The 24,487-nt window shown below is 65.9% G+C and carries 22 protein-coding genes, 1 tRNA gene and 2 pseudogenes; 13 read left to right on the top strand and 12 right to left on the bottom strand.

Annotated features, from left to right (window positions below; translation table 11 throughout):
- Positions 1-414: 414 nt before the first annotated feature.
- The 3 genes from ACWZHB_RS06925 to ACWZHB_RS06915 all read left to right on the top strand — a co-directional run bounded on the left by ACWZHB_RS06925 (position 415) and on the right by ACWZHB_RS06915 (position 5,004).
- Positions 415-2,295: a TetR/AcrR family transcriptional regulator gene (locus tag ACWZHB_RS06925; protein ID WP_427907089.1), complete on the top strand. Its 1,881-nt coding sequence runs from the start codon at positions 415-417 to the stop codon at positions 2,293-2,295.
- Between the two features lie 187 nt (positions 2,296-2,482).
- Positions 2,483-4,309: an acyl-CoA dehydrogenase gene (locus ACWZHB_RS06920; protein WP_427907088.1), complete on the top strand. Its 1,827-nt coding sequence runs from the start codon at positions 2,483-2,485 to the stop codon at positions 4,307-4,309.
- Positions 4,310-4,389: 80 nt separating this feature from the next.
- The gene (locus tag ACWZHB_RS06915; RefSeq protein ID WP_427907087.1) at positions 4,390-5,004 is read left to right on the top strand and encodes a TetR/AcrR family transcriptional regulator; all 615 of its coding nucleotides are present in this window, start codon (positions 4,390-4,392) and stop codon (positions 5,002-5,004) included.
- A gap of 343 nt (positions 5,005-5,347) precedes the next feature.
- Here the strand turns inward: ACWZHB_RS06915 and ACWZHB_RS06910 are convergent, their stop codons facing one another.
- Positions 5,348-5,665, bottom strand: coding sequence for a hypothetical protein (locus tag ACWZHB_RS06910; RefSeq protein ID WP_427907086.1), 318 nt, complete (start codon positions 5,663-5,665; stop codon positions 5,348-5,350).
- A 46-nt stretch (positions 5,666-5,711) separates the two neighbouring features.
- On the bottom strand, positions 5,712-6,365 hold the full coding sequence (locus tag ACWZHB_RS06905) for a DJ-1/PfpI family protein (RefSeq protein ID WP_427907085.1): 654 nt from the start codon (positions 6,363-6,365) through the stop codon (positions 5,712-5,714).
- Positions 6,366-6,484: 119 nt separating this feature from the next.
- Here ACWZHB_RS06905 and ACWZHB_RS06900 point away from each other — a divergent pair, with 119 nt between their 5' ends.
- Entirely contained in the window at positions 6,485-7,444 is a 960-nt protein-coding gene (locus tag ACWZHB_RS06900) for a GlxA family transcriptional regulator (RefSeq protein WP_427907084.1), read from the top strand.
- A 459-nt stretch (positions 7,445-7,903) separates the two neighbouring features.
- Complete coding sequence (locus ACWZHB_RS06895; RefSeq protein ID WP_427907083.1) at positions 7,904-8,545, top strand: NAD(P)H-binding protein; 642 nt, start codon at positions 7,904-7,906, stop codon at positions 8,543-8,545.
- Between the two features lie 21 nt (positions 8,546-8,566).
- On the opposite strand, the pseudogene ACWZHB_RS06890 reads toward ACWZHB_RS06895, so the two are convergent.
- A pseudogene (locus tag ACWZHB_RS06890) lies at positions 8,567-8,740 on the bottom strand (DDE-type integrase/transposase/recombinase); the annotation flags it as partial.
- 243 nt (positions 8,741-8,983) lie between these two features.
- Here ACWZHB_RS06890 and ACWZHB_RS06885 point away from each other — a divergent pair.
- The gene (locus ACWZHB_RS06885) at positions 8,984-9,889 is read left to right on the top strand and encodes an IS5 family transposase (RefSeq protein ID WP_427903100.1); all 906 of its coding nucleotides are present in this window, start codon (positions 8,984-8,986) and stop codon (positions 9,887-9,889) included.
- A 46-nt stretch (positions 9,890-9,935) separates the two neighbouring features.
- Here ACWZHB_RS06885 and ACWZHB_RS06880 read toward each other — a convergent pair.
- Both ACWZHB_RS06880 and ACWZHB_RS06875 read right to left on the bottom strand, forming a co-directional pair.
- Positions 9,936-10,541, bottom strand: a pseudogene (locus ACWZHB_RS06880) (helix-turn-helix domain-containing protein); the annotation flags it as partial.
- Positions 10,542-10,877: 336 nt separating this feature from the next.
- A tRNA-Pro gene (locus tag ACWZHB_RS06875) sits at positions 10,878-10,951 on the bottom strand.
- A 412-nt stretch (positions 10,952-11,363) separates the two neighbouring features.
- Here ACWZHB_RS06875 and ACWZHB_RS06870 point away from each other — a divergent pair.
- Both ACWZHB_RS06870 and ACWZHB_RS06865 read left to right on the top strand, forming a co-directional pair.
- Positions 11,364-11,858, top strand: coding sequence for a DinB family protein (locus ACWZHB_RS06870; protein ID WP_427907082.1), 495 nt, complete (start codon positions 11,364-11,366; stop codon positions 11,856-11,858).
- Positions 11,859-11,906: 48 nt separating this feature from the next.
- Complete coding sequence (locus tag ACWZHB_RS06865; protein WP_427907081.1) at positions 11,907-12,947, top strand: fused (3R)-hydroxyacyl-ACP dehydratase subunits HadA/HadB; 1,041 nt, start codon at positions 11,907-11,909, stop codon at positions 12,945-12,947.
- 8 nt (positions 12,948-12,955) lie between these two features.
- On the opposite strand, the gene ACWZHB_RS06860 is transcribed toward ACWZHB_RS06865, so the two are convergent.
- Positions 12,956-13,363: a helix-turn-helix domain-containing protein gene (locus tag ACWZHB_RS06860; RefSeq protein ID WP_427907080.1), complete on the bottom strand. Its 408-nt coding sequence runs from the start codon at positions 13,361-13,363 to the stop codon at positions 12,956-12,958.
- Positions 13,364-13,597: 234 nt separating this feature from the next.
- Here ACWZHB_RS06860 and ACWZHB_RS06855 point away from each other — a divergent pair, with 234 nt between their 5' ends.
- Both ACWZHB_RS06855 and ACWZHB_RS06850 read left to right on the top strand, forming a co-directional pair.
- Entirely contained in the window at positions 13,598-16,129 is a 2,532-nt protein-coding gene (locus ACWZHB_RS06855; RefSeq protein WP_427907079.1) for a molybdopterin-dependent oxidoreductase, read from the top strand.
- Between the two features lies 1 nt (position 16,130).
- Positions 16,131-16,706, top strand: coding sequence for a TetR/AcrR family transcriptional regulator (locus ACWZHB_RS06850; protein ID WP_427907078.1), 576 nt, complete (start codon positions 16,131-16,133; stop codon positions 16,704-16,706).
- A gap of 40 nt (positions 16,707-16,746) precedes the next feature.
- Here ACWZHB_RS06850 and ACWZHB_RS06845 read toward each other — a convergent pair whose 3' ends face one another.
- Entirely contained in the window at positions 16,747-17,331 is a 585-nt protein-coding gene (locus tag ACWZHB_RS06845) for a TetR/AcrR family transcriptional regulator (RefSeq protein ID WP_427907077.1), read from the bottom strand.
- Between the two features lie 105 nt (positions 17,332-17,436).
- On the opposite strand from ACWZHB_RS06845, the gene ACWZHB_RS06840 reads away from it, so the two are divergent.
- On the top strand, positions 17,437-18,273 hold the full coding sequence (locus ACWZHB_RS06840; protein WP_427907076.1) for an SDR family oxidoreductase: 837 nt from the start codon (positions 17,437-17,439) through the stop codon (positions 18,271-18,273).
- A 4-nt stretch (positions 18,274-18,277) separates the two neighbouring features.
- Here the strand turns inward: ACWZHB_RS06840 and ACWZHB_RS06835 are convergent, their stop codons facing one another.
- Genes ACWZHB_RS06835 through ACWZHB_RS06815 form a run of 5 tightly spaced genes read right to left on the bottom strand, consistent with a single transcriptional unit; the run spans position 18,278 to position 22,314 of the window.
- Complete coding sequence (locus tag ACWZHB_RS06835; protein ID WP_427909102.1) at positions 18,278-18,754, bottom strand: nitroreductase family deazaflavin-dependent oxidoreductase; 477 nt, start codon at positions 18,752-18,754, stop codon at positions 18,278-18,280.
- 51 nt (positions 18,755-18,805) lie between these two features.
- Positions 18,806-19,186, bottom strand: coding sequence for a carboxymuconolactone decarboxylase family protein (locus tag ACWZHB_RS06830; RefSeq protein ID WP_427907075.1), 381 nt, complete (start codon positions 19,184-19,186; stop codon positions 18,806-18,808).
- Positions 19,183-20,061: an NAD(P)-dependent oxidoreductase gene (locus ACWZHB_RS06825; protein WP_427907074.1), complete on the bottom strand. Its 879-nt coding sequence runs from the start codon at positions 20,059-20,061 to the stop codon at positions 19,183-19,185. The genes ACWZHB_RS06830 and ACWZHB_RS06825 overlap by 4 nt, the downstream gene beginning before the upstream one ends.
- Complete coding sequence (locus tag ACWZHB_RS06820) at positions 20,058-20,807, bottom strand: SDR family oxidoreductase (RefSeq protein ID WP_427907073.1); 750 nt, start codon at positions 20,805-20,807, stop codon at positions 20,058-20,060. The genes ACWZHB_RS06825 and ACWZHB_RS06820 overlap by 4 nt, the downstream gene beginning before the upstream one ends.
- A gap of 37 nt (positions 20,808-20,844) precedes the next feature.
- On the bottom strand, positions 20,845-22,314 hold the full coding sequence (locus ACWZHB_RS06815) for an aldehyde dehydrogenase (protein ID WP_427907072.1): 1,470 nt from the start codon (positions 22,312-22,314) through the stop codon (positions 20,845-20,847).
- Between the two features lie 118 nt (positions 22,315-22,432).
- Here ACWZHB_RS06815 and ACWZHB_RS06810 point away from each other — a divergent pair, with 118 nt between their 5' ends.
- Both ACWZHB_RS06810 and ACWZHB_RS06805 read left to right on the top strand, forming a co-directional pair.
- Positions 22,433-23,017 carry a TetR/AcrR family transcriptional regulator gene (locus tag ACWZHB_RS06810; protein ID WP_427907071.1) on the top strand — a complete coding sequence of 195 codons (585 nt, stop codon included), beginning with the start codon at positions 22,433-22,435 and terminating at the stop codon, positions 23,015-23,017.
- Positions 23,018-23,129: 112 nt separating this feature from the next.
- Entirely contained in the window at positions 23,130-24,482 is a 1,353-nt protein-coding gene (locus tag ACWZHB_RS06805; protein ID WP_427907070.1) for a cytochrome P450, read from the top strand.
- Positions 24,483-24,487 lie beyond the last annotated feature (5 nt).

Raw genomic sequence — 24,487 nt, 5'->3', positions numbered from 1 at the left:
AAGTCATCACTGGGCTGGAGAGCCTGCGGACTGATGCCCGCTCGGAAGATCAGTGTCGTGAATCACAGGGACACTACCTCGAACGACGTCGCGATTGCAACATGATCTTCGGTGTTGATATTTTCGCTACAAAACTCATTCTTTTGTAGCGAGCTCGGTGGCGCACCGCAACACGATGTTGTACCGGCTACGCAAAACCGCGACCTCACCGGCCGCGACTGCGAGGATCCGGCCCACGCTGCCGAGCTGTACATCGCCTTGCTGGCCACACGGCTTCTGTGATCGAGTCCACCGAACGTCGGTCTGGTTTGGCATCACGGCCCGCGTTCCGGCATCATTGCCATACTCTGAATATCACAGTAACCACATTTGGGTTCGCGTACGAGGCCACGCGGACGGGAAGGACGACGATCAGTGGCCAGGATCGAGTCGGCAACAGGACGCTATGCCGGAAAACCGGCAGCCGAAAGACGCGCCGAGCGGCGTACCCGACTGCGGGAGGCAGCTCTCGAGGCGTTCGGCGCCGGCCCCGGGTACCGGAACACCCGGCTGATTGATCTGTGCCTTGCCGCTGGTTTGTCCACCCGGCAGTTCTATGAGGAGTACGACACACTCGAAGATGTCCTCACTGAGCTGCAGCTGCACATCAACACCGCCATCGAACAGCGCGTCGTAGACGAGACCAGCCGGGTCGAAGACTTGCCCCTTGCCGACCGGGCCGCCGCGATGATCCGCGCCTTCCTCTCGGGCATCACCCGCGATACCCGGTGCGCCCGCATCCTTTTCGTCGAGGTCGTCGGCGTGAGCGAGCGCATGGACGCCCAGCGTCTGCGGCAGCGGTCACGCTGGCTCGACCTTCTGCGCGAGCTTTTCGGTAGTTTCGCAACCCGCGGAGAGATTTCGCGTCGGGATTTCGATCTTCCCGCCGCCACGTTCGTCGGATTGATCAACGGGCTGATGCACGACTGGACCCTCGGCTGGGTAGACGCGACCGACGACCAGCTCGGCGAGGAACTGCTGCGCATGCTCGTGGGCAGCCTCGGTGCCGCAGCCGACGTCACCGCGCGGCCGAAAGCTGCGGCGCGATCTGAAGTACAACGTCGGCCGCGAAACCGCCGTGCGACGATCCTGCGAGCGGCCGACGTCGCCTTCGCTGAACGCGGCTATCACCGCACCTCGATGGCCGATATCGCCTCCGCGGTGGGAATCACCCCCGCAGCGCTGTATCGCCACTTTCGCACCAAACAGGAGCTGCTCGGCTCTTGTTTGCGCGAAGGACTCGACGTGATTCTGGCCAGGGTCGGGGCCGCGGCGGGCGCGGAGACCGCGAACGGCACACTGTCAGAGCTGGTACGTGTCGCGCTGGAGACCCGCGGGCTCGCCCGTCTGTGGCAGCTGGAGTTTCGAAACCTGACCGAGTCCGACCGGGTCGGCGTGCTGGCCAGGTCTGTTCGCCTGACCAACTATATCGGCGCCGGCATCGAGCGCAGGCGCCCCGATCTGACCTCCAACGAGCGCGAACTGCTGAGCTGGATCGTCCTCTCTGTGGTGACAAGCCCGTCCAACCACCGCACCCAGTTGCCACCGGACCTGTTCACCCGAGTACTCGACGGCATCGTCGCGGCGGTGATCGAAACCAGCATCCCAGAGGGCGAGCCACGGCTCAGCGATAGCGCAACCTCCGAAACAGCCCATGGCAAGCCAGATCCCCAGCTCCGCGTCGAACAGATGATCGTGGCCGCGGCCCGGCTGTTCAACGAGCGCGGTTTCGGAGCGGTGAGCATGGAGGACATCGGCGCTTCGGTAGGTGTACGCGGCCCAGCGCTCTATCACCATTTCGCCAGCAAAGCGGACCTCCTCGACGAGATCGTCGAACGCAACAACCGATGTGTCCAGCTCTGCGCCGAGCGGGCCCGCACCGAGGCCGACGACGCGCGCACGTCACTGCAACTGGTGCTGCGCTACTACATCGACTTCGCCGTAGGGCAGCCAGACCTGATCGGCACCGCCGTCGGCGAACTCGGTCACCTGTCCGACGATGCCGCCGCCCGCTATCGCCGCACCCATCGCGACGGCGTCATGGGCTGGGCTCGGTTGTTGCAGACGGTCCGTCCGGAGCTGACGCCGGCGACCGCTCGCGTATTGATCCACGCCGTCGCGACCGTGATCAACGACGCCATCCGCAATCCCCGACTCACCCGCCGCGTCGACCTCGTCGATCTGCTGTGCGTGGTTTGCGAGCGCATCGCCCTCGCCGACATCGAGCCACGCCCACCACAACACCTTATCGACTAGCGACTTACCGGCAATAGATTCTCGTTCTTGCAGTTCAACGCTACTTAACAGTCACAATATGACTTATCGGCCATTTACTTAGTGTTGCAAGCTTCGGCTCTCTAGGACATCATGGGTCCGCGGGCGCACATCGCGCCTAGTCATGGTCTGCCCCTTCGAGGCGGGCACGGTCGAGAGGTGAGGTCCGGTGGGCCACTACAAGAGCAACGTTCGTGACCTGGAATTCAACCTGTTCGAGGTGTTCGGTCTCGGTGCTGTCTTCGACACCGGCGCCTTCGGTGATCTCGACGAAGACACCGTACGAACGATGCTGGCCGAAGCGGCACGCCTGGCCGAGGGTCCAGTCGCCGCACCCTATGCCGAAACCGACCGCAATCCACCGGTTTTCACTCCCGACACCCACTCGGTGCAGTTGCCTGTTCCGTTCAAGAACGCGGTGCGAGCGTGGCGCGACGGCGAATGGTGGCGGTTGGCCAAGAGCGAGCTCGTTGGTGGGGTACCCGCGCCGTCGATGCTCGGGTGGGCGATCAACGAATTCGTGCTCGGTGCCCAGCCCGCCGCCTACATGTACCTCACCGGCCCCCTGATCGCCGATGTGCTCGGCACCATCGGCACCGAACAGCAGAAGCATTGGGCCACAACAGCTGTCGAGCGTAACTGGGGTGCGACCATGGTACTGACCGAACCAGACGCGGGTTCGGATGTCGGCGCCGGCCGCACCAAGGCTGTCGAACAAGAAGACGGCTCCTGGCATATCGAGGGGGTCAAGCGGTTCATCACCTCCGCCGATTCCGACGACCTGTTCGAGAACATCATCCATTTGGTCCTGGCCCGCCCCCAAGGCGCTGGACCGGGAACCAAGGGCTTGAGCCTGTTCGTTGTGCCCAAATTCCTCTTCGACCACCAATCTTGCGAGCCCGGAGAACGCAACGGCGCCTTTGTCACCAACGTGGAACACAAGATGGGCCTCAAGGCATCGGCTACCTGCGAGCTGACCTTCGGCGGCCACGGCACGCCTGCGGTCGGATACCTGGTCGGCGACGTTCACGACGGCATCGCCCAAATGTTCAAGGTGATCGAGGAAGCCAGAATGATGGTCGGAACCAAGGCCATCGCCACCCTGTCCACCGGCTACCTGAATGCGCTGGAATACGCGAAGTCCCGCGTGCAGGGCGCGGATCTCACCCGAGCCTCCGACAGGACAGCCCCGAAGGTCGCCATCATCAACCATGCCGACGTCCGCCGGTCGCTGATGATGCAGAAGGCATACGCCGAAGGCCTGCGGTCGATCTACCTCTACACCGCAGGTCACCAGGATCCCACAGTCGCCCAGCACATTTCCGGCGCCGACGAAGACCTCGCCGCGCGCGTCAACGATCTCTTGTTGCCCATCGTCAAAGGCGTCGGCTCCGAACGCGCCTACCAGTACCTCACCGAGTCCCTGCAGACTTTCGGCGGATCGGGCTTTCTGCAGGACTATCCGATCGAGCAGTACATCCGTGACGCCAAGATCGATTCCCTCTACGAGGGAACCACCGCCATCCAGGCGCAGGACTTCTTCTTCCGCAAGATCGCTCGAGACCACGGGGTCGCCCTGACTCATGTGCTCGACCGCGTCCGGGCCACCGCCCGGTCCGATGTCGACGGCGGGCACCTCAAAGCCGAGAAGATCCTGCTCGCGCATGCACTCGAAGACGTGCAGGAAATTGCGGGCACCCTCACTACGCATCTGCTGGCCGCGGCCGAGCAGCCAGCCGAGCTCTACAAGGTCGGCCTCAACGCCGTCCGGTTCCTCCTCGTGGTCGGAGACCTGCTCGTGGCCTGGCGCCTGATCGTCGGCGCTGAAATCGCCTTGGCTGCCGTCGATTCCGCGGAAGATGTCGCGTTCTACCGAGGCAAGATCGCGGTGGCCTCGTTCTTCGCCAACACCGTTCTGCCGCATCTCACCGCCGAACGAGCCGTCCTCTCCGGCACCGACCTGTCGGTGATGGAACTCGACGAAGGCGGATTCTGATTCCCCGAGGAACTGCGGTGCCGCAGCACGCATCTGGGACCTCCCGAAAGACAGCTCCAGCTCTCACCTCCGTCCGGCAAGTGCGTCGTAATCAGCTCATCGACGCCGCCCGGGTAGCCTTCACCACCCACGGCTACCACGGCACAACCATGGCGACGGTTGGCGACTGCGCGAATGTGAGCAAACCTGTTCTGTACCAACACTTTTCGAATAAGCTTGACCTCTACCTCACGGTATTGCAGCAGGAGCTCGACAACCTGACCACCGTTCTGGATGATGCGATTGCATCGGCCGACAACGAACTCGACAGCATCCGCGGCACGGTCTGCGCGATCTTCGACTTAGCCGACCGCAACGCGCCCTCCGCCCATGATCTCGTGTCGACAGTTGTCCCCGACGAGCCATCCGTCCAATGGCGGATCAGGAACGCTATGGCTGAATGCGCCACGATCGTCGCCCGGGGTATGCATCCGGATGACCGGGAACCGGCTCGCTCCCGGCTACTGGCTTTCGCGTTGCTCGGCGCATGCCTCACCGCCTCCCGCGACTGGCGTCAAGCAGGCCGCCCGCTCCCCAAACACCAAGCCGCAGAAACGGCCACCGAATGGTACTGGGCCGGGCTGCGTAGATGGGACGGCCGCACGGATCGGCGAAGACGCGACCTGCCGAGCGGGCCGACCGTCTCGCCGAGCTGAAGAACTGGTCGACCTCATCACGCCCCAGTGCCGCATCTCGCGCCGCCCAACCTGCATGCTCGGTTTCGAATCGAGTCCGCCGGTGCCGCCCCGGCAGCCATCAAGGGGGCTCGGGGGCGGCAGGTGACATCCGGTTCGGCTTGCGGTGATGGTGGGGTCTGGAAGGATGTTGTTGCACCCCAACCGCATACGAGTTCCGTGATGACGTTGTGCGGGCCACCCTGTATTCGTGAGTACAGGGTGGCCCCGGCGCAGATCGCCCGGGACCTCAGCGATGACACAGCAGGGTACCGCGATGAACAGAGTGGGACCCAGGTGGCGCTGCGACCGCACCCTGCTTCGATCATGGGACGTGACGGGTACCTGTGACTGTCGATTTGGGTAGGCGTCCGGCACGGGAGTGACCTTGCATGGTGTCGCCGGTGATGACGACGTCGAAGTCGAGGTTCAATCGCATGGGCTTGGTGATCGATTGTCGCCACGTGACGTGCTCTCCATGTGGCGTGACCTCACTGTGCAGGTCGTGCAACCGCACAGTCTCGGCCTTTCCGGCAGCGGTACCGGTGAGGACTCCATCGGAGTCGGTGAAGGTCATGTCGGCGTGGATACTGCCGATCGGAGTGCGCATGGTCAGCGCCCAAATGCCGGGGAGGGTGGTCATGAAGGTTCGTCTCGCTGCGAAGTGGGTTGTGTCTGTGTGATCACCGTCAGGCGGCGAGGGGTTCGGGTCCCCGGTCGTGCCAGACGGTGCCGCGGCGTTCGTACTGGAAAAGCTGCTCGACAGCGTGGGCGATGCGTGGACCATACAGCCGTTCGAGCAGGTAGAGAGCCAGATCTAGGCCCGAGGTCACGCCGCCGGCGGTGACAAGGTCGCCGTCATCGACCACCCTGGCGTCGACGACACGGACGCCGGTGGCTTCGAGCACGTCGTTGCCGAGCCGGTGCGTCACGGCGGTGCGGCCTTCGAGCAGTCCAGCCATCGCCAGTGCGAGCGATCCACCGCAGACAGTCGCCACCAGCGTCCGGGGTGCGGCGAACGCGCGACGCATCAGGTCTGGTAATGCGGTGTCGCCGAGTCGTGCGATCAGCACGGGGATCGTGTCGACCTCGTCCGGATCGCCGTGAATGGGGCCGGATGCTCCGGGCACGATGATCACTCCGGGTGCTTCCGGGTCGAGGATGTGGGTGGCTTCCAGCCGGAGCCCGCGCGTGCCGCCGGTGACCGGTCCGGAGTTGTCCATGGCAACGAGACGTACGTCGAGAGCACCGCCGAGCGCATCCGAGCCCGCGCTGAGCACTTCGAAGGGCGCAATGACGTCGAGAGGGTCGAAGCCGTCGAAGAGAACGATTTGAGCGAGCAAAGGTACTGCCTTCCTGGTGAGCCGACACCTCCACGGTAGAAAGGGGCGACAGGAAAGACGAGTGGCCGATGTGACGTTATGCGCAACGATTCCGCCATCGGTCGGATTATGCTGGCGATGTGCACTCGATTGCTGTCCTCGCCGTCGATGGGGTGATCGCCTTTGATCTCGCGACGCCCCTGGAGGTCTTCGGGAGGTGCTGCCGCGACGATGGGTCACCCCTCTACGACGTCGTGGTCGCCGGGCCGCGTCGGCAGGCTCGCGCAGGCGCGACGGCCCTCACCGTGCCGCATCCGCTGGCCCGGCTCGCCGAGGCCGACACGGTGATCATCCCGGGGCGGACCGAGGGCAGCGCACCGCTGAGCCCTCGCACCATCGGCGCCATCCGCGATGCCTCCGCGCACGGTGCGCGCATCGCATCGATCTGCGTCGGAGCGCTCGACCTCGCTGCCACGGGACTGCTGGACGGTCTGCGAGCCACCACGCATTGGCGGGCGGCGGACCTGCTCGCCGCCCGGTACCCGGCCATTGACGTCACCCCCGCGGCCCTGTTCGTCGACAACGGGCAGATCCTGACCTCGGCCGGCGCGTCGGCCGGCATCGACCTCTGCCTACACATGATCGCCGGCGACCACGGCAGCGCGGTCGCCGCGGATGCCGCCCGCACCGCCGTAATGCCCCTCACACGCGATGCCGGACAGGCCCAGTACGTGCGCGATGACGCCCTCGGCGCCAGCGGCCTGGAGTCGACGCTGCGCTGGATCGAGCAGCACGCCTCCGAGGCCATCAGCGTCGCAGACATCGCCCGCTTCGCCGCGGTCAGCACGCGCACCCTCAACCGCCGCTTCGCCGACGAACTCGGCGTCACCCCCAGCATGTGGCTTACCCGCGCGCGAGTACGCCTCGCTCAACGCCTGCTCGAGTCGACCGACCATTCAGTCGACCGTGTGGCCGCCGCATCCGGTCTCGGGACGGCCGCAAACCTCCGAGCCCGGTTCGCCGACATCGTCGGTACCAGCCCCACCCACTACCGCACCGCACTCACCGTCGCCAAACAGCAAGAACCTGCCACCGAATAATGCGAGAGCGCCCACTAAGCGCAGTGTTCACGAAATCCATTGGGAGGGCATCGAGCTCACCGCCACACTGCGACCGTGCTGCTGCAGCACCCGGCGGCGTACTTTTCTCATGACTCTGCTCGCTCGAGCGACAGCGTCGGCCTCAGTCCGGCCGACAGCCTCGGTCCAGTCGACCGGCAGAATGCGGACGTTCTTGATCGCCTCGGCATGTGCAGTCTATTTGGTGTCGGGGACCGCCGCCCTCGCATCGCTCGATTCCGTCGCGCGCCCGCGCCTGGTCGGTGTCATCGACACGATTCCGCTCACGCAGTGGGCATCGGCCGATCACCGGGCCGCTGCGCACGAATCCGATTTCGGCGCAGCACCGGAAAGGCCGGTAGCCTATCGAACGGCTGCCGGTGCTTAAGACCTGTTGACCCAAGCGGCTCCAACTGCAGACCATCTCTCTGAGGAGTACTCATGAAAAGGACTGCTGTCATCGTCGGCGCCACCGGGGCAATCGGACATGAGCTCGTGAGCACACTGCTCGCCGATCCCGCCTGGGAGCGGGTGCACGTTCTGGTCCGACGCCCGCTCGACACGGAGAACCCCCGACTGAGTGAGCACATCGTCGACTTCGACGACCTCGAAGGAACCGCGGATCTACTGACCGACGCCGATGTGTTCTGTTGCCTTGGAACAACAAGGGAGAAGGCGGGTTCCAGTGAAGCTTTCCGCAAGGTTGATCACGACTACGTCCTAGCAGTCGCCGAACGAGCGGCCACGGCGCAGGCTCGACAGTTCCTCATGGTTTCCGCGATCGGCGCCAGTCGCTCGTCGCCCAGCGAATACAACCGGGTAAAAGCCGAAACCGAAACCGATGTCTCGGCGCTGACGCTGCCGGCAGTGCATATCTTCCGGCCCTCGCTGCTACTCGGCGAACGGTCCGAAAGCAGGCCGGCCGAGGACATCGCCAAGCGGCTGGCTCCGATCGTGTCTCCACTGCTGCGGGGCCGCCTGTCGAAATACCGGCCAGTGCATCCGTCCGAGGTCGCTCACCGGATGGTGGAGGCCGCACGAATCCCTTCATCAGGGGTCCAGATCCACTACCTGGCAACGTAATTCGCGCGACCGTGCCCGAATCAGCGCAGAGCCGAGGGCATCGACGGCGAGCCGAGCCTTCATTCTCGAGTCGATCGAGCAGCCCACGATCCGGTTCGAGAACACGTCTTTGATCGCACACGAATACAGCTTGCCGTCACCGGTGTGATGCTCGGTAATATCGGTGAGCCACAACCGATTTGGTGCATCCGCGGTGACCGAGTCAGCGAGCCACCGATAGTACGGTTGGCGCGCGATTTTCAGGACCCGGTACGTCACCGCGACGGGGATCTCGTCAGCGGCTAGGTTCTGTCTCGAAATGAGTGATGGGGTGGCACCGCGCAGCGGCGCCACCCCATCAGCATGTTCGACCGAAGCTGTTGCCCGCGTTGGCATATAGGTGAGGCCTCCGGTATTCGGATTAGCGACCAAGCAAATCTGAATAGCACCGGAGACCTCGTGGCCAGCCTAGCGGTGGCGGGGCGAGCGGACCTGACCGATGCCCAGTGGGCGAGGCTGGAGCCGTTGCTGCCCCGCGGTAAGAAGGCGGGACGCCCGCCGAAATGGACGAAACGCCAGCTCATCGACGGGATCCGGTGGCGGTGTCGTGTCGGGTCGCCGTGGCGAGACGTTCCGGCCGAATACGGGTCCTGGCAAGCGGTGTATGGACTGTTCCGCCGGTGGCAGCGGGCCGGGTCATGGGCCGCGATCATGCGATCGCTGCAGGTCCAGGCCGACGCAGCTGGAGTGATCGACTGGCAGATCAGTGTGGATTCCACGATCGCGCGGGCTCACCCGCATGCTGCTGGCGCCCGCCGCGACAGCGGCGGGCAATCCGAACCACCGGCCGGTCCAGGGGAATCCGAGCCGGCCGATCACGGGCTGGGGCGTTCGCGGGGCGGGTGGACCAGCAAACTGCATCTGGCGTGTGACCAGGGCTGCCGTGTGCTGTCGGTACTGGTCACCGCAGGTCAAGCCGGTGACAGTCCGCAGTTCACCGCAGTGCTCGATGGCATCGAGGTGCCGAAACTCGGTGGCGGGCGGGCACGAGTCCGCCCTGAGCGGGTGTTGGCCGACAAGGCCTATTCCAGTCGAGGTAACCGGGAATGGTTGCGCCGTCACGGGATCAGGGCAACGATCCCGGTCCCTGCCGATCAGGTTGCGCACCGTCGCCGTCGTGGCAGAGCCGGTGGTCGGCCCCCGGCGTTCGATGCGGTGCTCTACCGTGACCGCAACGCTGTCGAGCGGGGTATCAATCAGCTCAAACAGCATCGTGCGGTGGCTACCAGGTTCGACAAACTCGCTGTCCGCTACCAGGCCACGATCCATATCGCGGTGATCAACCAGTGGCTCAGGCACTCGTGAGAGCGGGCCTGCGGGCCGCCCTCACGACTTCGAGACACTGCCTAGGAGCCTCGGTGTAGGCAAGCCGCGAGAAGCCGTCGACTGCGGAGTGTAGGTAGACGTAGCCAGCTTTGGCGCCACGCTTCTTGGCGGTTTCGGCGACCTTGGCCTGTGCGGAGCCGCGGCCGTGCGCTCGCCAGCCACCACCGTCGGGAATGCGCCCGACCTTCTTCACATCGACATGGACCATGTGCCCAGGCCGCTGGGCCACGATCTGGCGTGGTACCCGATTGTTCTCACCGGTCGGGTCGATGAACCGGCGTCGGTTCAGGCCCCGGTTCTGCAAATGCCTGGTCACGGTCCTGACCGCGATATCGACACTGTCACAACATAGTTCGTGCGTGATTCGTCGGGCCGACCATTTCTTGTCCCGGCGCATCTTCTCGATCCGGTTGATCACCTCGGCTGATGTGGCCCTCGGTTGATGATGCGGCGTGCTGGAACGGTCCGCCAGGCCCAACTCGCCGAACCGGCGGTGCCGGTTGACCCATTTCGAGGCGCATTGACGTGAAATGCCCATCTCGGCAGCGACGTGAGCGATCGGACGGGTCTGGCAGCGCTGCACCAAGCGGCGGCGGCCTTCGGTGGACAGCGGGGCATTACGGTGGGTCACGGACGGGTCTTCCCGGTCGAGCGGACGGAGGATGTGGTGTTTTCCATCCTGCCGCCGGGAGGCCCGTCCCCTCAGCTCACCCCTGCCCGGGCGTCAACAACCTCATGACCTACAACAGCTAGCCGATCGGGCGAGCAGGCCGACCGATCGTCCCATCAATGCGGGATGCCTCAGCTCGCAAGCAGACCTTCGGGGGCGAACACGGGGTCCAGAGACCCACGGAGCGGTTCCTCGAAGCAATTAATGTGCAATAAGTGCGTATATCGGGCCAGAACACGTCAAATCTCGGGACACAAGAAAACCCCCTCCGACCGAGGTCAGAGGGGGTTTTCACTGTCGGGCTGACAGGATTTGAACCTGCGACCACTTGACCCCCAGTCAAGTGCGCTACCAAGCTGCGCCACAGCCCGTTCTTGCCCCCGTCTCCGGGTGCTCGAAAAGATTACCTCACCTCCTGGCGTAGGGACTAATCGGCTGGTAGATGCATGTTTTTTGCCAGATTGGCGGTGATCGACAGCGACGCGGTGGAGCGTCGAGTTGGTCGGTGGCGCACTCGGTTCCGTGGGGTTGCGCGGACGCGATGCGCGGGATCGGCGATGTGGCACACTGGCATCAGGCGCCATCGAGCTCTTCGAGGCGCGCCCTGTCTCGGCTGCGGTGTAGATCGACCCGCATCGCTTCCTCAGCGCCGATTCCGCGACAGGCATTCAGATACCCCTCCCCTGGTAAATCTCCGGCACCGGACGCGCAGTGATCTACTCGCGATCAGTTGCCGGAGCCTGCCGCGCACCCGTACGAAACAAGTGAATGGAGTGAAAGTCCTTGACTACCAACATCATTACCACCGGTACCGAGCGAGTGCTCATCGAGAGCGCGCTCGATCGAAGCCGTGAGGCGCTCATCGCGACCGTCCGCGGCCTGTCCGACGCCGATGCCCGTCGTCGGCTCGTCGTGTCGCTGACGACGCCGATCTCGTTGATCAAACATGCCGCCGCGGCGGAGCGGATCTGGTTCCAGCGGTTCTGGGCGGGGCTCGGCGAGTCCGAATGCGACGGGTACTCGGAGCGGGACGAGGGCACCTTCGCCGTGGCCGACCACGAGTCGCTGGCGGACGTGATCGCCGAATTCGAGCGTGCGAGCAGTCGGTCACGGGCGATCGCCGCGCGCTTCGGCTTGGACGACACCAAACACAATCCGCGCGAAGGGACTGTCAGCATGCGCTGGACGTTGCTAGCCATGATCGAGGAATTCGCCCGTCATGCAGGTCACGGCGATATTCTCCGCGAACAGATCGACCAGGCTCCCGCGACACTCTGACAACAGCAAATATCACTCGCACGGCTAGTACTTAGCTAGCTTGCTGGGGTGCGCACAACTCCAGACGACTCCAGGATGCACGATCCGCCCGCTGATTCGGTCGCGCCCTCAACGACCGTCGGGCAGTCCTATCGAAGCAGCGACTGCTATGTCGTCGGGCGCGAGAAGATCCGCGAGTTCGCCCGCGCGGTCCAGGACGACCATCCTGTTCATCGGTCCGAGGACGCGGCACACGACCATGGTTACAGCGGACTCGTCGCGCCATTGACCTTCGTCTCGGTCCCCGCGTTCCTGGCGCAGATCGAGATGTTCGATCGGGTCGCCCAGGCTTATGATCTCAGCCAGATCATGCAGACCGACCATTCCCTCGTCTTTCACCGGCCGATCCTCGCGGGTGACGCGTTGCGCTTCGAGGTCGAACTCGAATCGGCGCGAAAAGCATTCGGGGGCGACATCTTCTGCTTCAAATGCTCGGTCACCGATCAGCACGGCGACGAAGTGGTCACCACCCGCACGTCGTTCGTCGGGAGGCCGGAGGTGAACCTCGCCGCGGCGCGGATCTGCGACGGACTGTTGATGCAGAACTTCCGGCATGGCAGCTCGATACCGCGACAATCCCACGCACCGGCACCGCCTCGGCGGCAGGCAGCGGAATCGGGCCGAAATACGTTGCCGTTCACTGCGATAGCCGTTGGTGACGAACTACCGCCGAGAAGTGTGACCGTGAAACTCGGTGACCTGGTCAACTACGCGGGCATGGCAGGCGACCCCAACCCCATTCACTGGAGCACTGCGGCCGCGGCCTCGGTGAACCTGGAATCGCCTGTCGCACAGGGGATGCTGATGGTCGGGATCGGCGCCGGGTTCATAACCTCGTGGGCAGGCGATCCCGGCGCGGTGACCGAGTACGCGGTGCGGCTGACCAGCCCGGTCTACGTCAGCGATCACGGCGCCACCGTCGAATACCGGGGCAAGATAAAGGCCGTTGATCCGGAACGCAAGACCGCGACGATTGCCGTCACCGCCACTCAGAACGGCAGGAAGATCTTCGGACGAGCCGTCGCGGTGATCCAGTGCGCGGATCGGTAGCGGCCAGGTCAGCTATCGAGGTACACGGCAAGCAATCCGTCACTGACACGCAGACGCTCTGCCATCGCGACGAGAATGTCCATGGCGTCGCTGGACAGTCCGACGGCGCGCAGCAGTAACGCGCGCGGTTCTGCGAGTTCGAGCTCCTGGATGAGCGTGTGATCGTCGTCTTCCGAACGGTCCGCCGTGAGGAAGAAGTAGTCGGGTGTGACCTGGAAGTACTCGGCCAGCGCCGCAACAGTTTTCGCCGACGGATTATCGCGATTTCCGGATCGCAGCTGTGACAGATACGGCGCCGAAATGCGGTGACCGGCGGCCTGCAGCATGCGTGCGACGTGGCGGTTTGTGCACTGACGCACGTCCGGACTCGATGGGTTGTCGAAAAGATCGTTGAGGCGGGCGGCGAAGTGCGTCACAGCGGTTCCTCGGCGTCAAATTGGTCAGAAGACCATCATGAGTCGCGGACTGTGTTTCTGGCAATAGGCCGAGCGATCTTGCCGCTCTGGTCACAGAAACTCAGCGCGCGACCTGTTAGCGATGAGGACCGCAGGTCGCGGGACGGCGGGGCCGCACCCGCTCGGCAGGAAGTCGGTTCGGCCGGATTCCGGCAAGTCCGAGCCGCTTTCCTGTTCTATGCAATACTGCATAGTATGCGCCACACCAGCACGGCCACCGATGGCAACGCGGCGACGCCCGAGGCCGCGGGGTGGCAGAAGACGGCCTGCATTCTCTGTGAGTGCAATTGCGGCCTCGAGATCCAGACCGATGATCGCCACCTGGTGAAGATCCGGGGCGACAAGCAGCATCCCGGGTCGGCGGGCTACACGTGCGAGAAGCCGCTGCGGCTGGACAAGTACCAGTCCGGCGCGCACCGCATCGACACCCCGCTGCGGCGCACCGCGGACGGCACGTACGAGCCGATCGACTGGGATACCGCCCTCGACGAGATCGCCGCCGGGCTGGCCGCGGTTCGTGACGAGCACGGTGGCGAATCCATCTTCTTCTACGGCGGTGGCGGGCAGGGCAATCACCTCGGTGGCGCCTACGGCCGGGCGCTGTATCACGCGGTCGGTGGCCGGTATATGTCGAATGCGCTGGCGCAGGAGAAGACCGGCGAATCCTGGGTCGACTCCCAGCTCTACGGCAATCACACCACCGGCGATTTCCAGCACAGCGAAGTCGCGATCTTCGTCGGGAAGAATCCCTGGCAGTCGCACGGCATCGCCCAGGCGCGGCCGGTGCTGCGCGAGATCGCGCGGGACCCGAACCGGACGATGATCGTCATCGATCCGCGCGTCAGCGAGACCGCGGCGCTGGCCGACTATCACCTGCGGGTCAAGCCGGGCACCGACGCTTGGTGCGTGTCGGCGATCGCGGCCACGCTGGTGCAGGAGAACTTGCACGACACCGCGTGGTTGGCCGAACACGCGACCGGCGTCGAACCGATGCTGCGGGCGCTGCGGGCGGTCGACATCACCGCGAACGCGCGCCGCTGCGGAGTCGACGAGACGCTGATTCGCACTGTCGCGCGCCGGATCGCCGCCGCGAAGAGTGCCGCCACCTATGAAGACCTCGGCGTGCAGCAGTCACCCAACAGCACACTGGTGGCCTATCTGAACAAGATGCTGTGGATTCTGACCGGCAATTTCGCCAAACCCGGTGGGGTGAACATTCATTCGTGGATGTTTCCACTCGCCGGACGCTGGCACGCCATCCCCAAGGAGACGGGCACGACACAGCCCGTGCGACGCGGCCTCGCGACGGTGGCGATGCGCTATGGCGCCACTGGTGCGCGCCGATTGATCGCCGCGACCGCGCGGCACGGCACGATCACACAGAAGGTGGCAGGGCTGGCGGCGAGCACCACGCTCGATGTCTTCTTCGACGCTGTCGCGGTGCCGATCGCCCGCACGATCGCCGACAAGCTGAGCATGGCCGACAGTCCCACGCGCACACCGGTTTCCGGCGCCCGAATTCTCAACGGCCTGATCCCGTGCAACTCGATCGCCGACGAGATCCTCACCGACCACCCCGACCGGTTGCGGGCGATGTGGATCGATTCGTCGAATCCCGCGCACTCGCTGGCGGATTCGGCGCGATTCGTGGCCGCGATGCGGTCGCTGAAGCTGTCGGTGGTTGTCGATGTCGCGATGACCGAGACCGCTCGCCAGGCCGACTATGTGCTGCCCGCCGCGAGTCAGTTCGAGAAATACGAGGCTTCGCTGTTCACGCTGCACTTCCCGCACAACAGCTTTCAGGTGCGCGCGCCGTTGATGGCGCCGTTACCGGGTACCCGGCCCGAACCCGAGATCTACGGTGCGGTGATCGACCGTCTCGGCGTGGTCGAGCCCCGGCTGCTCGAGGAGCTGACCGCGGCGGCGCGGGTGAGCCGCGAGGCGTTCGCGCTCGCGCTGTTCTCCACGCTGAAAGCGCGACCGGAGCTGGCCGGACTGACGCCGTACCTGCTGTACCGCACCCTGGGTGCCTGCCTGCCCGAGGGCGAGTCCGCGCTGGCGCTGGCATGGGGATTCGCGCTGCTGTGCGTGATCTCCCAGCCCGACGCCGTCGCGCGGGCGGGGTTCACCAGCTCCGGGTTCGCCCAGGCCGAGGAGTTGTTCGAGGCCTTGCGCGCGCATCCGGAAGGAGTGCTGTTCTCCGATGACCGCTACGAGGACGCGTGGCGCTACATCCAGCACGCCGACGGCAAGATCCACGCCGCCATCCCGGAAATGCTCGACGAACTGCGCGCGGTCTGCACGGTCGACCCCGACTACACCAGCGCGGAGTTCCCGTTCACCTTGTCCGCCGGTGAACGGCGCGCGTTCACGGCGAACGTGATCATCCGCAATCCGGATTGGCGACGCCGCGATCGTGCGGGCGCGTTGCGGATCGCGGTGGCCGATGCCGAGCGGCTCGAGCTCACCACTGGCGATATGGTGCGGGTGGTCACCGAATCCGGTTCTGCGACAACGACGATCGAGATCAGCGAGATGATGCAGGCGGGACACATCTCGCTACCCAACGGCATGGGAGTCGCCTATCCGGGCGATGACGCTGTCGTCGGTGTCGCGCTCAATACACTGACCTCGACCGCACGACGCGACAAGTTCTTCGGCAGCCCCTGGCACAAGAACGTGCCCGCCCGAATCGAGGTGCTCGCAGCACCGGTGCAGGAGGCCTGACGTGGGCGCTCGTACCAACACCCGGCAGAAGATGCTGGGCAGTGCGATCGAACTGCTGCGGGAACGCGGCGCGGCGGGCGTGACCGTCGACGCGGTGCTCGCCCGCAGTGGCGCACCGCGAGGGTCGGTCTACCACCACTTCCCCGGCGGACGCGCCCAGATCATGACCGAATCACTCACTCTCGCAGGCGATACCATCAGCGCCCTCATTGCCGAAGCGGCGAATCGGGGCGCCGCCGGTGTGCTGGCCGGGATCGCCGAGTTCTGGACGGCGATCCTGGTGACGTCCGATTTCGAGGCGGGCTGTCCGGTGGTGTCGGTGGCGGTGGGCGGGTCCCCCGAGGACCGTCACCTGCAACCCGAGGTGGCCGACATCCTGCACCGGTGGCACGACACGCTGACCGTCGCGATCACCGCGGAAGGCGTCGCACCGGCACGCGCCGAACGCTTGGCCACGATGGCCGTCGCGAGCGTCGAAGGGGCGGTGATCCTGTGCCGCGTCAACCGCTCCACCACCGCCCTCGACGCGGTCGTCGAAGAATTGCGCGTACTGCTCGCCACCGCCGTCGACAAGTAGGTCAGTACGTCGGCCACGGCCCCACCCCGGACCGTGAGCGTCAGGCGGAGCGCAGGATACGCAGCGCGGCGCGCTCGATGCGGTCGGCGATTTCGGAGTAGGACTCGTAGCCCATGCCTGCCCGCACCAGCGCGCCGGCGTAGATGATCTCGAGCAATTCGACGATCTCGTTGTCGGCGTCGGGGCCGAGTGCGCGCGCGAGCCTGCCCCGGATCTCGATCCCGATGCGGGTGCGCAGGTGCTCGACGTCCGGGTCCGAGCCCAGCAGTGCGCCGGTGACCGCCCCGGACAACTCCTGCTCCTCGGCCACCAGCAGCGCGATGTTGCGCAGCTCCGCGAGGACCCGCACGGTCGGGTCGGGGTCCTCGCTCGCGGGTGAGCCCGAGGCAAGCAGGCGACGCCAGAAGATCTCGGCGATCAGGTGCTCCTTGGAGGAGAAGTAGGTGTAGGCGGTCGCGGTGGCGACGCCCGCCTCCGCGGCGACCAGGCGGATCGTCATGCCGGAGAAGCCATCTCGGGTCAGCACCACCAGTGCGGCCCTGGTCAGCCGATCGACGGTGTCGGCCTGCTTTCCGGTCAATCGACGCCGGGTCGCTTCGAGACTGATGGAATCGCTTTCAGACATGCGTCCGGATGTTACTCGCCGGTCCGCTCGATTCGACGAACCGCATCGCGTCGGCGCGTGCGGCTGGGTTGATTCGTAATCTTGTCCAGAATACAATCTGGACACATGTCTGATGTATCGAAAGCCAGGTCGGCCACCGGCAGGATTGTCGTCATCACCGGCGGTGCGCGCGGCATCGGACGTGCGGTCGCGAGTGAACTCGTGGGAGCAGGCGCGGTCGTCGCCCTCGGCGACATCGACGCAGGCACAGCCGAGCGCACCGGGACCGAGATCGGCGCGACCATGGCGCGACACCTCGATGTCACCGACGCCGCGTCCTTCGCGAACTTCCTCGCCGAGGTCGAAAAGACCTGCGGCCCTGTCGATGTGCTGATCAACAACGCGGGTATCATGCCGGTCGGCCGGTTCGCCGAGGAGACCGACGAGATCACCCGCCGGATTCTCGACATCAATGTCTACGGCGTCCTGCTCGGCACCAAGCTCGCCCTGCCGGGAATGCTCGCCCGCGGTCACGGCCACATCGTGAACATGGCCTCGATGGCTGGGGAGAATCCGACACCGGGCATGGCCACCTACTGCGCGAGCAAGCAGGCCGTGCTCAGCTTCACCGAGACGATGCGACTGGAACACCGTGGCACCGGCGTGCGATTCTCGGCGGTGCTACCGACATTCACCCGCACCGAGATGATCACCGGAACTCGTGCGCCGCGTGCGTTGCTCGCCGAACCGGTCGACGTCGCCGCCGCGGTCGCCGCCCTGATCGCCCGCCCACGCCGCCGCGTCTCCGTCACCCGCACCGCGGGCGTGCTCGCCGCCTTCAACAAGCTGACCCCGCGCCCGCTCGGCGAGTTCATGGCTCGCCGGTTGGGCGTGCACCGCACCTTCATCGACGTCGACCGCGATGCCCGCCGCGCCTACGACGACCGGCTCGCGGCCGACTGAGCAATCAGGTGCGCGACAGGATCACCACGGGGATCTCGCGTTCGGTCCACGACTGGTAGGCGTCGAAATCGGCGTAGAGCCCGGTCAGCAAGGGCCACAGGCGTCGACGCTCATCGGCATCGGCCACCCGGGCCAGCACCGGGTAGTGCTCGGCGCGGATCCGAACGTGGGCGTTCGGATCCGCGAGCAGATTCAGATACCACTGCGGATGATTCGCGAGGCCGCCTTGGGAGCCGACGATGACCAGGTCCTCGCCGTCGACGAGGTAGAGCAGCGGCGCGGCGAAGGTCTTGCCGGACTTGCGACCTCGATGTTCGAGCACCAGCGTCGGCACCGGGTTGCGGAACCCGGCGCCGATCCGCCAGGTGCCGCCGACGCGGCCGTTGGTGCGGCGGTAGACCCACGCTTGCGCGCGCGACCCGTATCGGATGATCCGGGTCGTCATCGGCGAGTTCAGCCCTTTCGGCTGATTCTTCGGCATAACCATCGTCCGCACGCTACAGCGGACGCGGATCGGCAACGGTGGTGTCGGTCATTTCTTGCGACGCTCCTGCGCGATCACCTTGCCGACGATGCCGTCGAGCTTGGTCCCGGCGGGCCAGCCGACGTAGTGGCACAGGAACAGGGCGATCTCGCGCAACTGCTCCTCGGACAGCTCCCCGTTGCGCAGGGCGGCGCCGATCTGGATCTCGGCGACGTCGACATTGCCCTGCGCGGTGAGCGCACCGAGCAGCAGCAGGCGCCGCTCGCGCACGGTCAGCGCCGGACGCGACCAGATGTCGGCGAACAGGTGGTCGGCGGTGACGGCGAAGTGCTCGCCGGGACCGTCCTCGAATTCCCAGCCGTAGACCTCGGTCATCTTGGCCAGGCCGCGCTTGCGGACGTCGGCGGGGGTTTCTCCGTTGGTGGTCATGAGGTCTCCTTGTCGAGCGCGGATTCGGCGACGCCGAGTCCGTCGGCCAGGCGGGCGAGGGCCAGTTGTGCCAGTGGCAGGTCGACCGCGAGTCGGTCACCGAGTTCGAGCGCGAGCGAGAGGTCCTTCTCGCCGAGATCGCGCACGTGACCGAGGATGGGGAACCAGAAGTCGTCGGGGTCGATGGGCGCGGTGGTGTCGCGCAGCATGATCGCGCCCGGCCCACCGGTCACCGCGTCGGAGTGGCGGACCACCTTGCCGAGTGCGGTGAGACTGAGCCCGGCGGCCTCGGCGAGGCGCTGCGCCTCGGTGGCGGCGGTGAACGAGATGAAGTGAAGCAGGTTGCGCGCCAACTTCATTCGTGTGCCCGCACCGACCGAACCGGCGTGCACGATGAGGTCGGAGAAGCACCCGAACGGCGGCCTGATCCGATCCACCGCTTCGGCACTGCCGCCGACCATCACGGCCAGGCTCCCCCGGGTCGCGCCGGGTGCGCCGCCACTGACGGGCGCGTCGACGAATTCGACCTCGTGCTCGGCGCACCGGTCGGCCAGCTCCTGCGCCGTCCGGTCACTGATGGTGGAGTGCACGGCGACGACCGTGCCCGGTGCCGCCGTACTCAGAATCCCGGCGACAACCTCGGTCACCTGCGCGTCGTCGACGACCGTCACACAGATGATCCGCGCATGCTTCGCGACTTCCGCGGGGTCGGCGACCGCACGCGCACCCGCGGCGACGAACGGCTCGGCGACCTCGGGCCTGACATCACAGACCGTGAGCCCGCCGGGCCAGTCGAGTAGTCGCCGGGCGATCGGCGCGCCCATATTGCCCAGTCCGACGAATCCGACCGGGACACTGGTGAATTCGGTCGTCATCGGATGATCTGCCCGCCGTCGACATTGAGAATCTGGCCGGTCACCCAGCTCGCCTCGTCCGACAGCAGGTACAGGCAGGCGCCGACCAGGTCCTGCGGGGTGCCCATCCGCTTGATCGGGATGCGCTTCACCATGTCCTTCACCATGTTCCCCGGCGTGACCGTCTGGGTGGCCTCGGTGTCGATCGGGCCCGGCGCGATGGCGTTGACCCTGATCTTCGAACCACCCAGCTCGGTGGCGAGCTGCTGGGTGAGACCGTTGATACCGACCTTGGCCAGCCCGTAGAACCCGGAGTACAGCCAGGCGGCGGTGGATGATTGGTTGACGATCGACCCGCCGCCCGCCGCGATCATCGGCTGCCAGACCGCGCGCGTCACATTGAGCGCACCGTCGAAGTTCACGCCCATGAACTTCTTGTAGTAGTCCCACGGCACGGTGAGCAGCAGGTCGAGCTTCATCTCGCCGTAGATGGCCGCGTTGTTGACCAGGTGGTTGATCGCGCCGAACTCGGCGACGGTGAATTCCGCCAGTGCGACAGCGGATTCCGGATCGGCGACATCGACGCGACGGAAGGCCGCTACCCCGCCGTCGGCGACGATCTGCTTGGCCACCTCCTCGCCGCGCTCCGCGTTGAGGTCGGCGACAACGACATTGGCGCCTTCGGCGGCCAGCGCGCCTGCGTAGACCGCGCCGATGCCCTGCGCGGCGCCGGTGACGATCGCGGTGCGACCGGTGAAACGTGCCATGGTGTTCAGCTCCTGAGTAACGATGAGGTGGGTGAGATCAGGCGGGGGTGGCGATCAGCTTGGTTTCGAGGTATTCCTCGAAGCCGGCGACGCCCATCTCGCGGCCGATGCCGGACTGCTTGTAGCCGCCGAACGGCGCGTCGGCGTGGTACCAGAGGCCGCCGTTCACGCTCAAGGTCCCGGTTCGTACTCCCGAGACCACGCGCTCGATCCGGTCCGGATCGGTACCCCACACCGAACCGGACAGGCCGTAGGGCGATTCGTTGGCCAGCCGGATCGCGTCGCTGTCGCCGTCGTGGGGGATCACGACGAGCACGGGCCCGAAGATCTCCTCCTGCGCGACGGTCGCGGTGTTGTCGAGCCCGCTGATCAGCGTCGGTTCGATGAAGTACCCGCGTTCGGAGCCCGCGGGCCTGCCGCCGCCGACCTCGATGCGCCCGCCTTCGCTGCGCGCGATCTCGAGGTAGCGCTCCACGCGCGCTCGCTGGCGTTCGGAAATCAGTGGGCCGCAGACGGTTCCGGGATCGGTCGGGTCACCGGCCGCGAGGCCGCGCAGCGCACCGGCCGCGGCGGTGACCGCGGCGGCGTAGGACTCGCGCGGCACCAGCAGCCGGGTGGTGAGCGCGCAACCCTGGCCCGCGTGCACGGCGACGGTGAACGCGGTGTAGCTCGCGGCCGCCGCGATATCGGCGTCGTCGAGCACGATGGCGGCGGATTTGCCGCCCAGCTCGAGGAAGGTGCGCTTGAGGGTGGCCGATGCGCCGACCATCACCGAGCGGCCGGTCTGGGTCGAGCCGGTGAAGGTGATCATGTCGACCCGCGGATCGACGACCAGTTGGGCGCCGATGCCGTGATCGGACGAGGTGACGATATTGATCACCCCGGCCGGGATGTCGGTGCGCCCGGCGATCAGCGGTCCGAGCACCGCCGCGCACCAGGGGGTGTCGGGCGCGGGCTTGAGCACCACGGTGTTGCCCGCGGCCAGCGCCGGCCCGATCTTGGCCAGGTTGATCTGATGCGGGAAGTTCCACGGCGTGATGGCACCGACGACACCCACCGCCTCGCGCCGGATCACCCGGCGACTGGCGATACCCATCAGGTCCCTGGTACCGAGATCGGTTTCCCACGTGTAGCTTTCGGCCAGGTCGGCAGCGTAGGACAGGTCCGCGATCGGCCCTTCCAGCTGCGGCCCGCTGGTGAGCATGACCGGCGCGCCGACCTCGGCGATCGTGAGTTCCCGCAGTTCTTCGAGGTGCTCGCCCAGCACGTCACGCAATTGGCGCAGGCAGTGCGCGCGAAACTTCGGATCGCGCGACCACGTCGTCTCGTCGAAGGCGGTGCGCGCCGCCGCGATGGCCGCGTCCATATCGGCGCCCGAGGCGTCGGCGGCGTAGCCGAGCACTTCCTCGGTGGCGGGGTTGATGGTCGCGAAGACGCCGGAGCTACCCGGAATCAACTTGCCGCCGATCAACAGTGGTGTGCCTTCGGCGGGGACGAGACCGTTCATAGCAAAGCTCCGATACGTGTCTGGACAGGTGTACGGAATATAGTTCGGTTCATCGATCAGACGCAAGACCATTCGGCGCCATTGGTCCGTACACCCGACTGTAGTAGCATCCAGACACATGTCCGAAATCGCGCCTACCGGCATCGAAGCAACTCGACGACGCTTGACCGAAAAGCAGGCCGATACCGTGGACCGCCTGACCGTCGCGGCCGTCGACGTCCTGTCACGCGAGGGCTATTCGGGGACAACGATCCGGCTCGTCGCCGCGTCGGCGGGCGTCGGTACCGCCACCGCCTACACCTACTTCTCCTCCAAGGAGCATCTGATCTCCGAGGTGTTCTGGCGGCGCCTGGTCGCGTTACCCCCCTTGTCGACCGGCAACGCGGACCAGACCGCGCGCGTGGTCGCGGTCCTTCGCCAGGTCTCGATGCTGGTGGCCGATGAACCCGCTCTGGCCGGGGCGGTCAGCAGCGCCCTGCTCGGCGACGATCCCGACGTGCAGCACCTGCGGGTGCGGATCGGACTGGAGATCCGCCATCGACTCGGTGAGGCGCTCGGCACCAAGGATCCGGAGAGCCTGGCGGCGCTCGAGTTGCTCTACTCCGGCGCGCTGCTCCAGGGCGGGATGGGCCTGCTGTCGTACGCGCAAGTGGCCGATCTGCTCGAGATCTGCGCGCGCCGACTGCTCGCCGTCAGCGACTAGCGCACTCGGCCACCCGATTCGGTCCGAACCTTGGCGCGCACCAGCATACCGTAGTACTGTCCAGACATATGTCCATAACGTGTTTGGACAGTATTCCGGGAAGGACTTTCCAATGACGCTGGTCAAACCGCGGCGCGTGTCCGGAGGCGCGGACGAACACGGGCACCTGGCCGAGTTCCGCACCGATCCGATCGCGCTGATGCGCCGCGTTCGCGCCGAGTGCGGCGATGTCGGCGCCTTCGAGCTCGCCGGACGCGATGTCGTCCTGCTGTCGGGCGCCGAGGCCAATGAATTCTTCTTCCGGGCCGGCGACGACGACCTCGACCAGGGCGCCGCCTACCCGTTCATGAAGCCGATCTTCGGCGAGGGCGTCGTCTTCGACGCGCCCCCCGAGCGCCGCAAGGAGATGCTGCACAATCAGGCGCTGCGCGCGGACCACATGCGCGGGCACGCGGGCACCATCGCCCACGAAGTGGATCAGATGGTCGCGCAGTGGGACGACGAGGGCGAGATCGATCTGCTCGAGTTCTTCGCCGAGCTGACCATCTACACCTCCTCCGCCTGTCTGATCGGGGTGAAGTTCCGCAATCAGCTCGACGGCCGTTTCGCGCATCTCTATCACGAGCTCGAACAGGGCACCGACGCCCTGGCCTACGTGGATCCCTACGCACCGATCGAGAGTTTCGTCCGGCGGGACGCGGCGCGCGTAGCGCTGGTCGAGCTGGTGCAGGCGATCATGGATCAGCGGGAGGCGAATCCGCCTACCAGCAAAGACGATCGCGACATGCTCGATGTCCTCATCTCGGTGAAGGACGAGAACGGTGCGCTGCGATTCTCGGCCAGCGAGATCACCGGCATCTTCATCTCGATGATGTTCGCCGGCCACCACACCACCTCGGGCACGGCGGCCTGGACGATCATCGAACTGCTGCGCCACCCCGAGACGCTGGCCGGTGTGGTCACCGAGCTCGACGACCTCTACGCCGACGGCGCCGACGTGAGTCACCATGCGCTGCGCCAGATCCCGAATCTGGAGGCCGCGCTCAAGGAGACGCTGCGGCTGCACCCGCCGCTGATCATCCTCATGCGCCTGGCGCGCGGCGAGTTCGAGGTGTGCGGGCATCGGATCGAACCGGGCGACATGGTGGCGGCCACCCCCGCCATCTCCAATCGCATCCCGGAGGACTTTCCCGACCCGGACGCCTTCGATCCCGCGCGCTACCTCGACCCGCGTCAGGACGACATCCTCAACCGCTGGACCTGGATCCCCTTCGGGGCGGGGAGGCACCGCTGTGTCGGTGCGCCGTTCGCGCTCATGCAGCTGAAGGCGATCTTCTCGATTCTGTTGCGCGACTGGGAGTTCGAGCTCGCGCAGCCCTCGGACACCTACCGCAACGATCACTCGAAGATGGTGGTGCAGTTGCAGCAGCCCTGCCGTGTGCGGTACCGCCGCAGGCAGCGCTGAGCGCG

The organism is Nocardia sp. FBN12, from assembly GCF_054031145.1.
This window is presented reverse-complemented; position numbering and strand designations above follow the sequence as displayed.

Excerpts from the sequence above, each read along its gene's own strand:
- ACWZHB_RS06910 (WP_427907086.1), bottom strand. The coding sequence starts at position 5,665 with ATGACCACCCTCCCCGGCATTTGGGCGCTGACCATGCGCACTCCGATC.
- ACWZHB_RS06895 (WP_427907083.1), top strand. The coding sequence starts at position 7,904 with ATGAAAAGGACTGCTGTCATCGTCGGCGCCACCGGGGCAATCGGACAT.
- ACWZHB_RS06855 (WP_427907079.1), top strand. The coding sequence starts at position 13,598 with ATGCGCCACACCAGCACGGCCACCGATGGCAACGCGGCGACGCCCGAG.
- ACWZHB_RS06845 (WP_427907077.1), bottom strand. The coding sequence starts at position 17,331 with ATGTCTGAAAGCGATTCCATCAGTCTCGAAGCGACCCGGCGTCGATTG.
- ACWZHB_RS06840 (WP_427907076.1), top strand. The coding sequence starts at position 17,437 with ATGTCTGATGTATCGAAAGCCAGGTCGGCCACCGGCAGGATTGTCGTC.
- ACWZHB_RS06835 (WP_427909102.1), bottom strand. The coding sequence starts at position 18,754 with ATGCCGAAGAATCAGCCGAAAGGGCTGAACTCGCCGATGACGACCCGG.
- ACWZHB_RS06830 (WP_427907075.1), bottom strand. The coding sequence starts at position 19,186 with ATGACCACCAACGGAGAAACCCCCGCCGACGTCCGCAAGCGCGGCCTG.
- ACWZHB_RS06825 (WP_427907074.1), bottom strand. The coding sequence starts at position 20,061 with ATGACGACCGAATTCACCAGTGTCCCGGTCGGATTCGTCGGACTGGGC.
- ACWZHB_RS06820 (WP_427907073.1), bottom strand. The coding sequence starts at position 20,807 with ATGGCACGTTTCACCGGTCGCACCGCGATCGTCACCGGCGCCGCGCAG.
- ACWZHB_RS06815 (WP_427907072.1), bottom strand. The coding sequence starts at position 22,314 with ATGAACGGTCTCGTCCCCGCCGAAGGCACACCACTGTTGATCGGCGGC.
- ACWZHB_RS06810 (WP_427907071.1), top strand. The coding sequence starts at position 22,433 with ATGTCCGAAATCGCGCCTACCGGCATCGAAGCAACTCGACGACGCTTG.
- ACWZHB_RS06805 (WP_427907070.1), top strand. The coding sequence starts at position 23,130 with ATGACGCTGGTCAAACCGCGGCGCGTGTCCGGAGGCGCGGACGAACAC.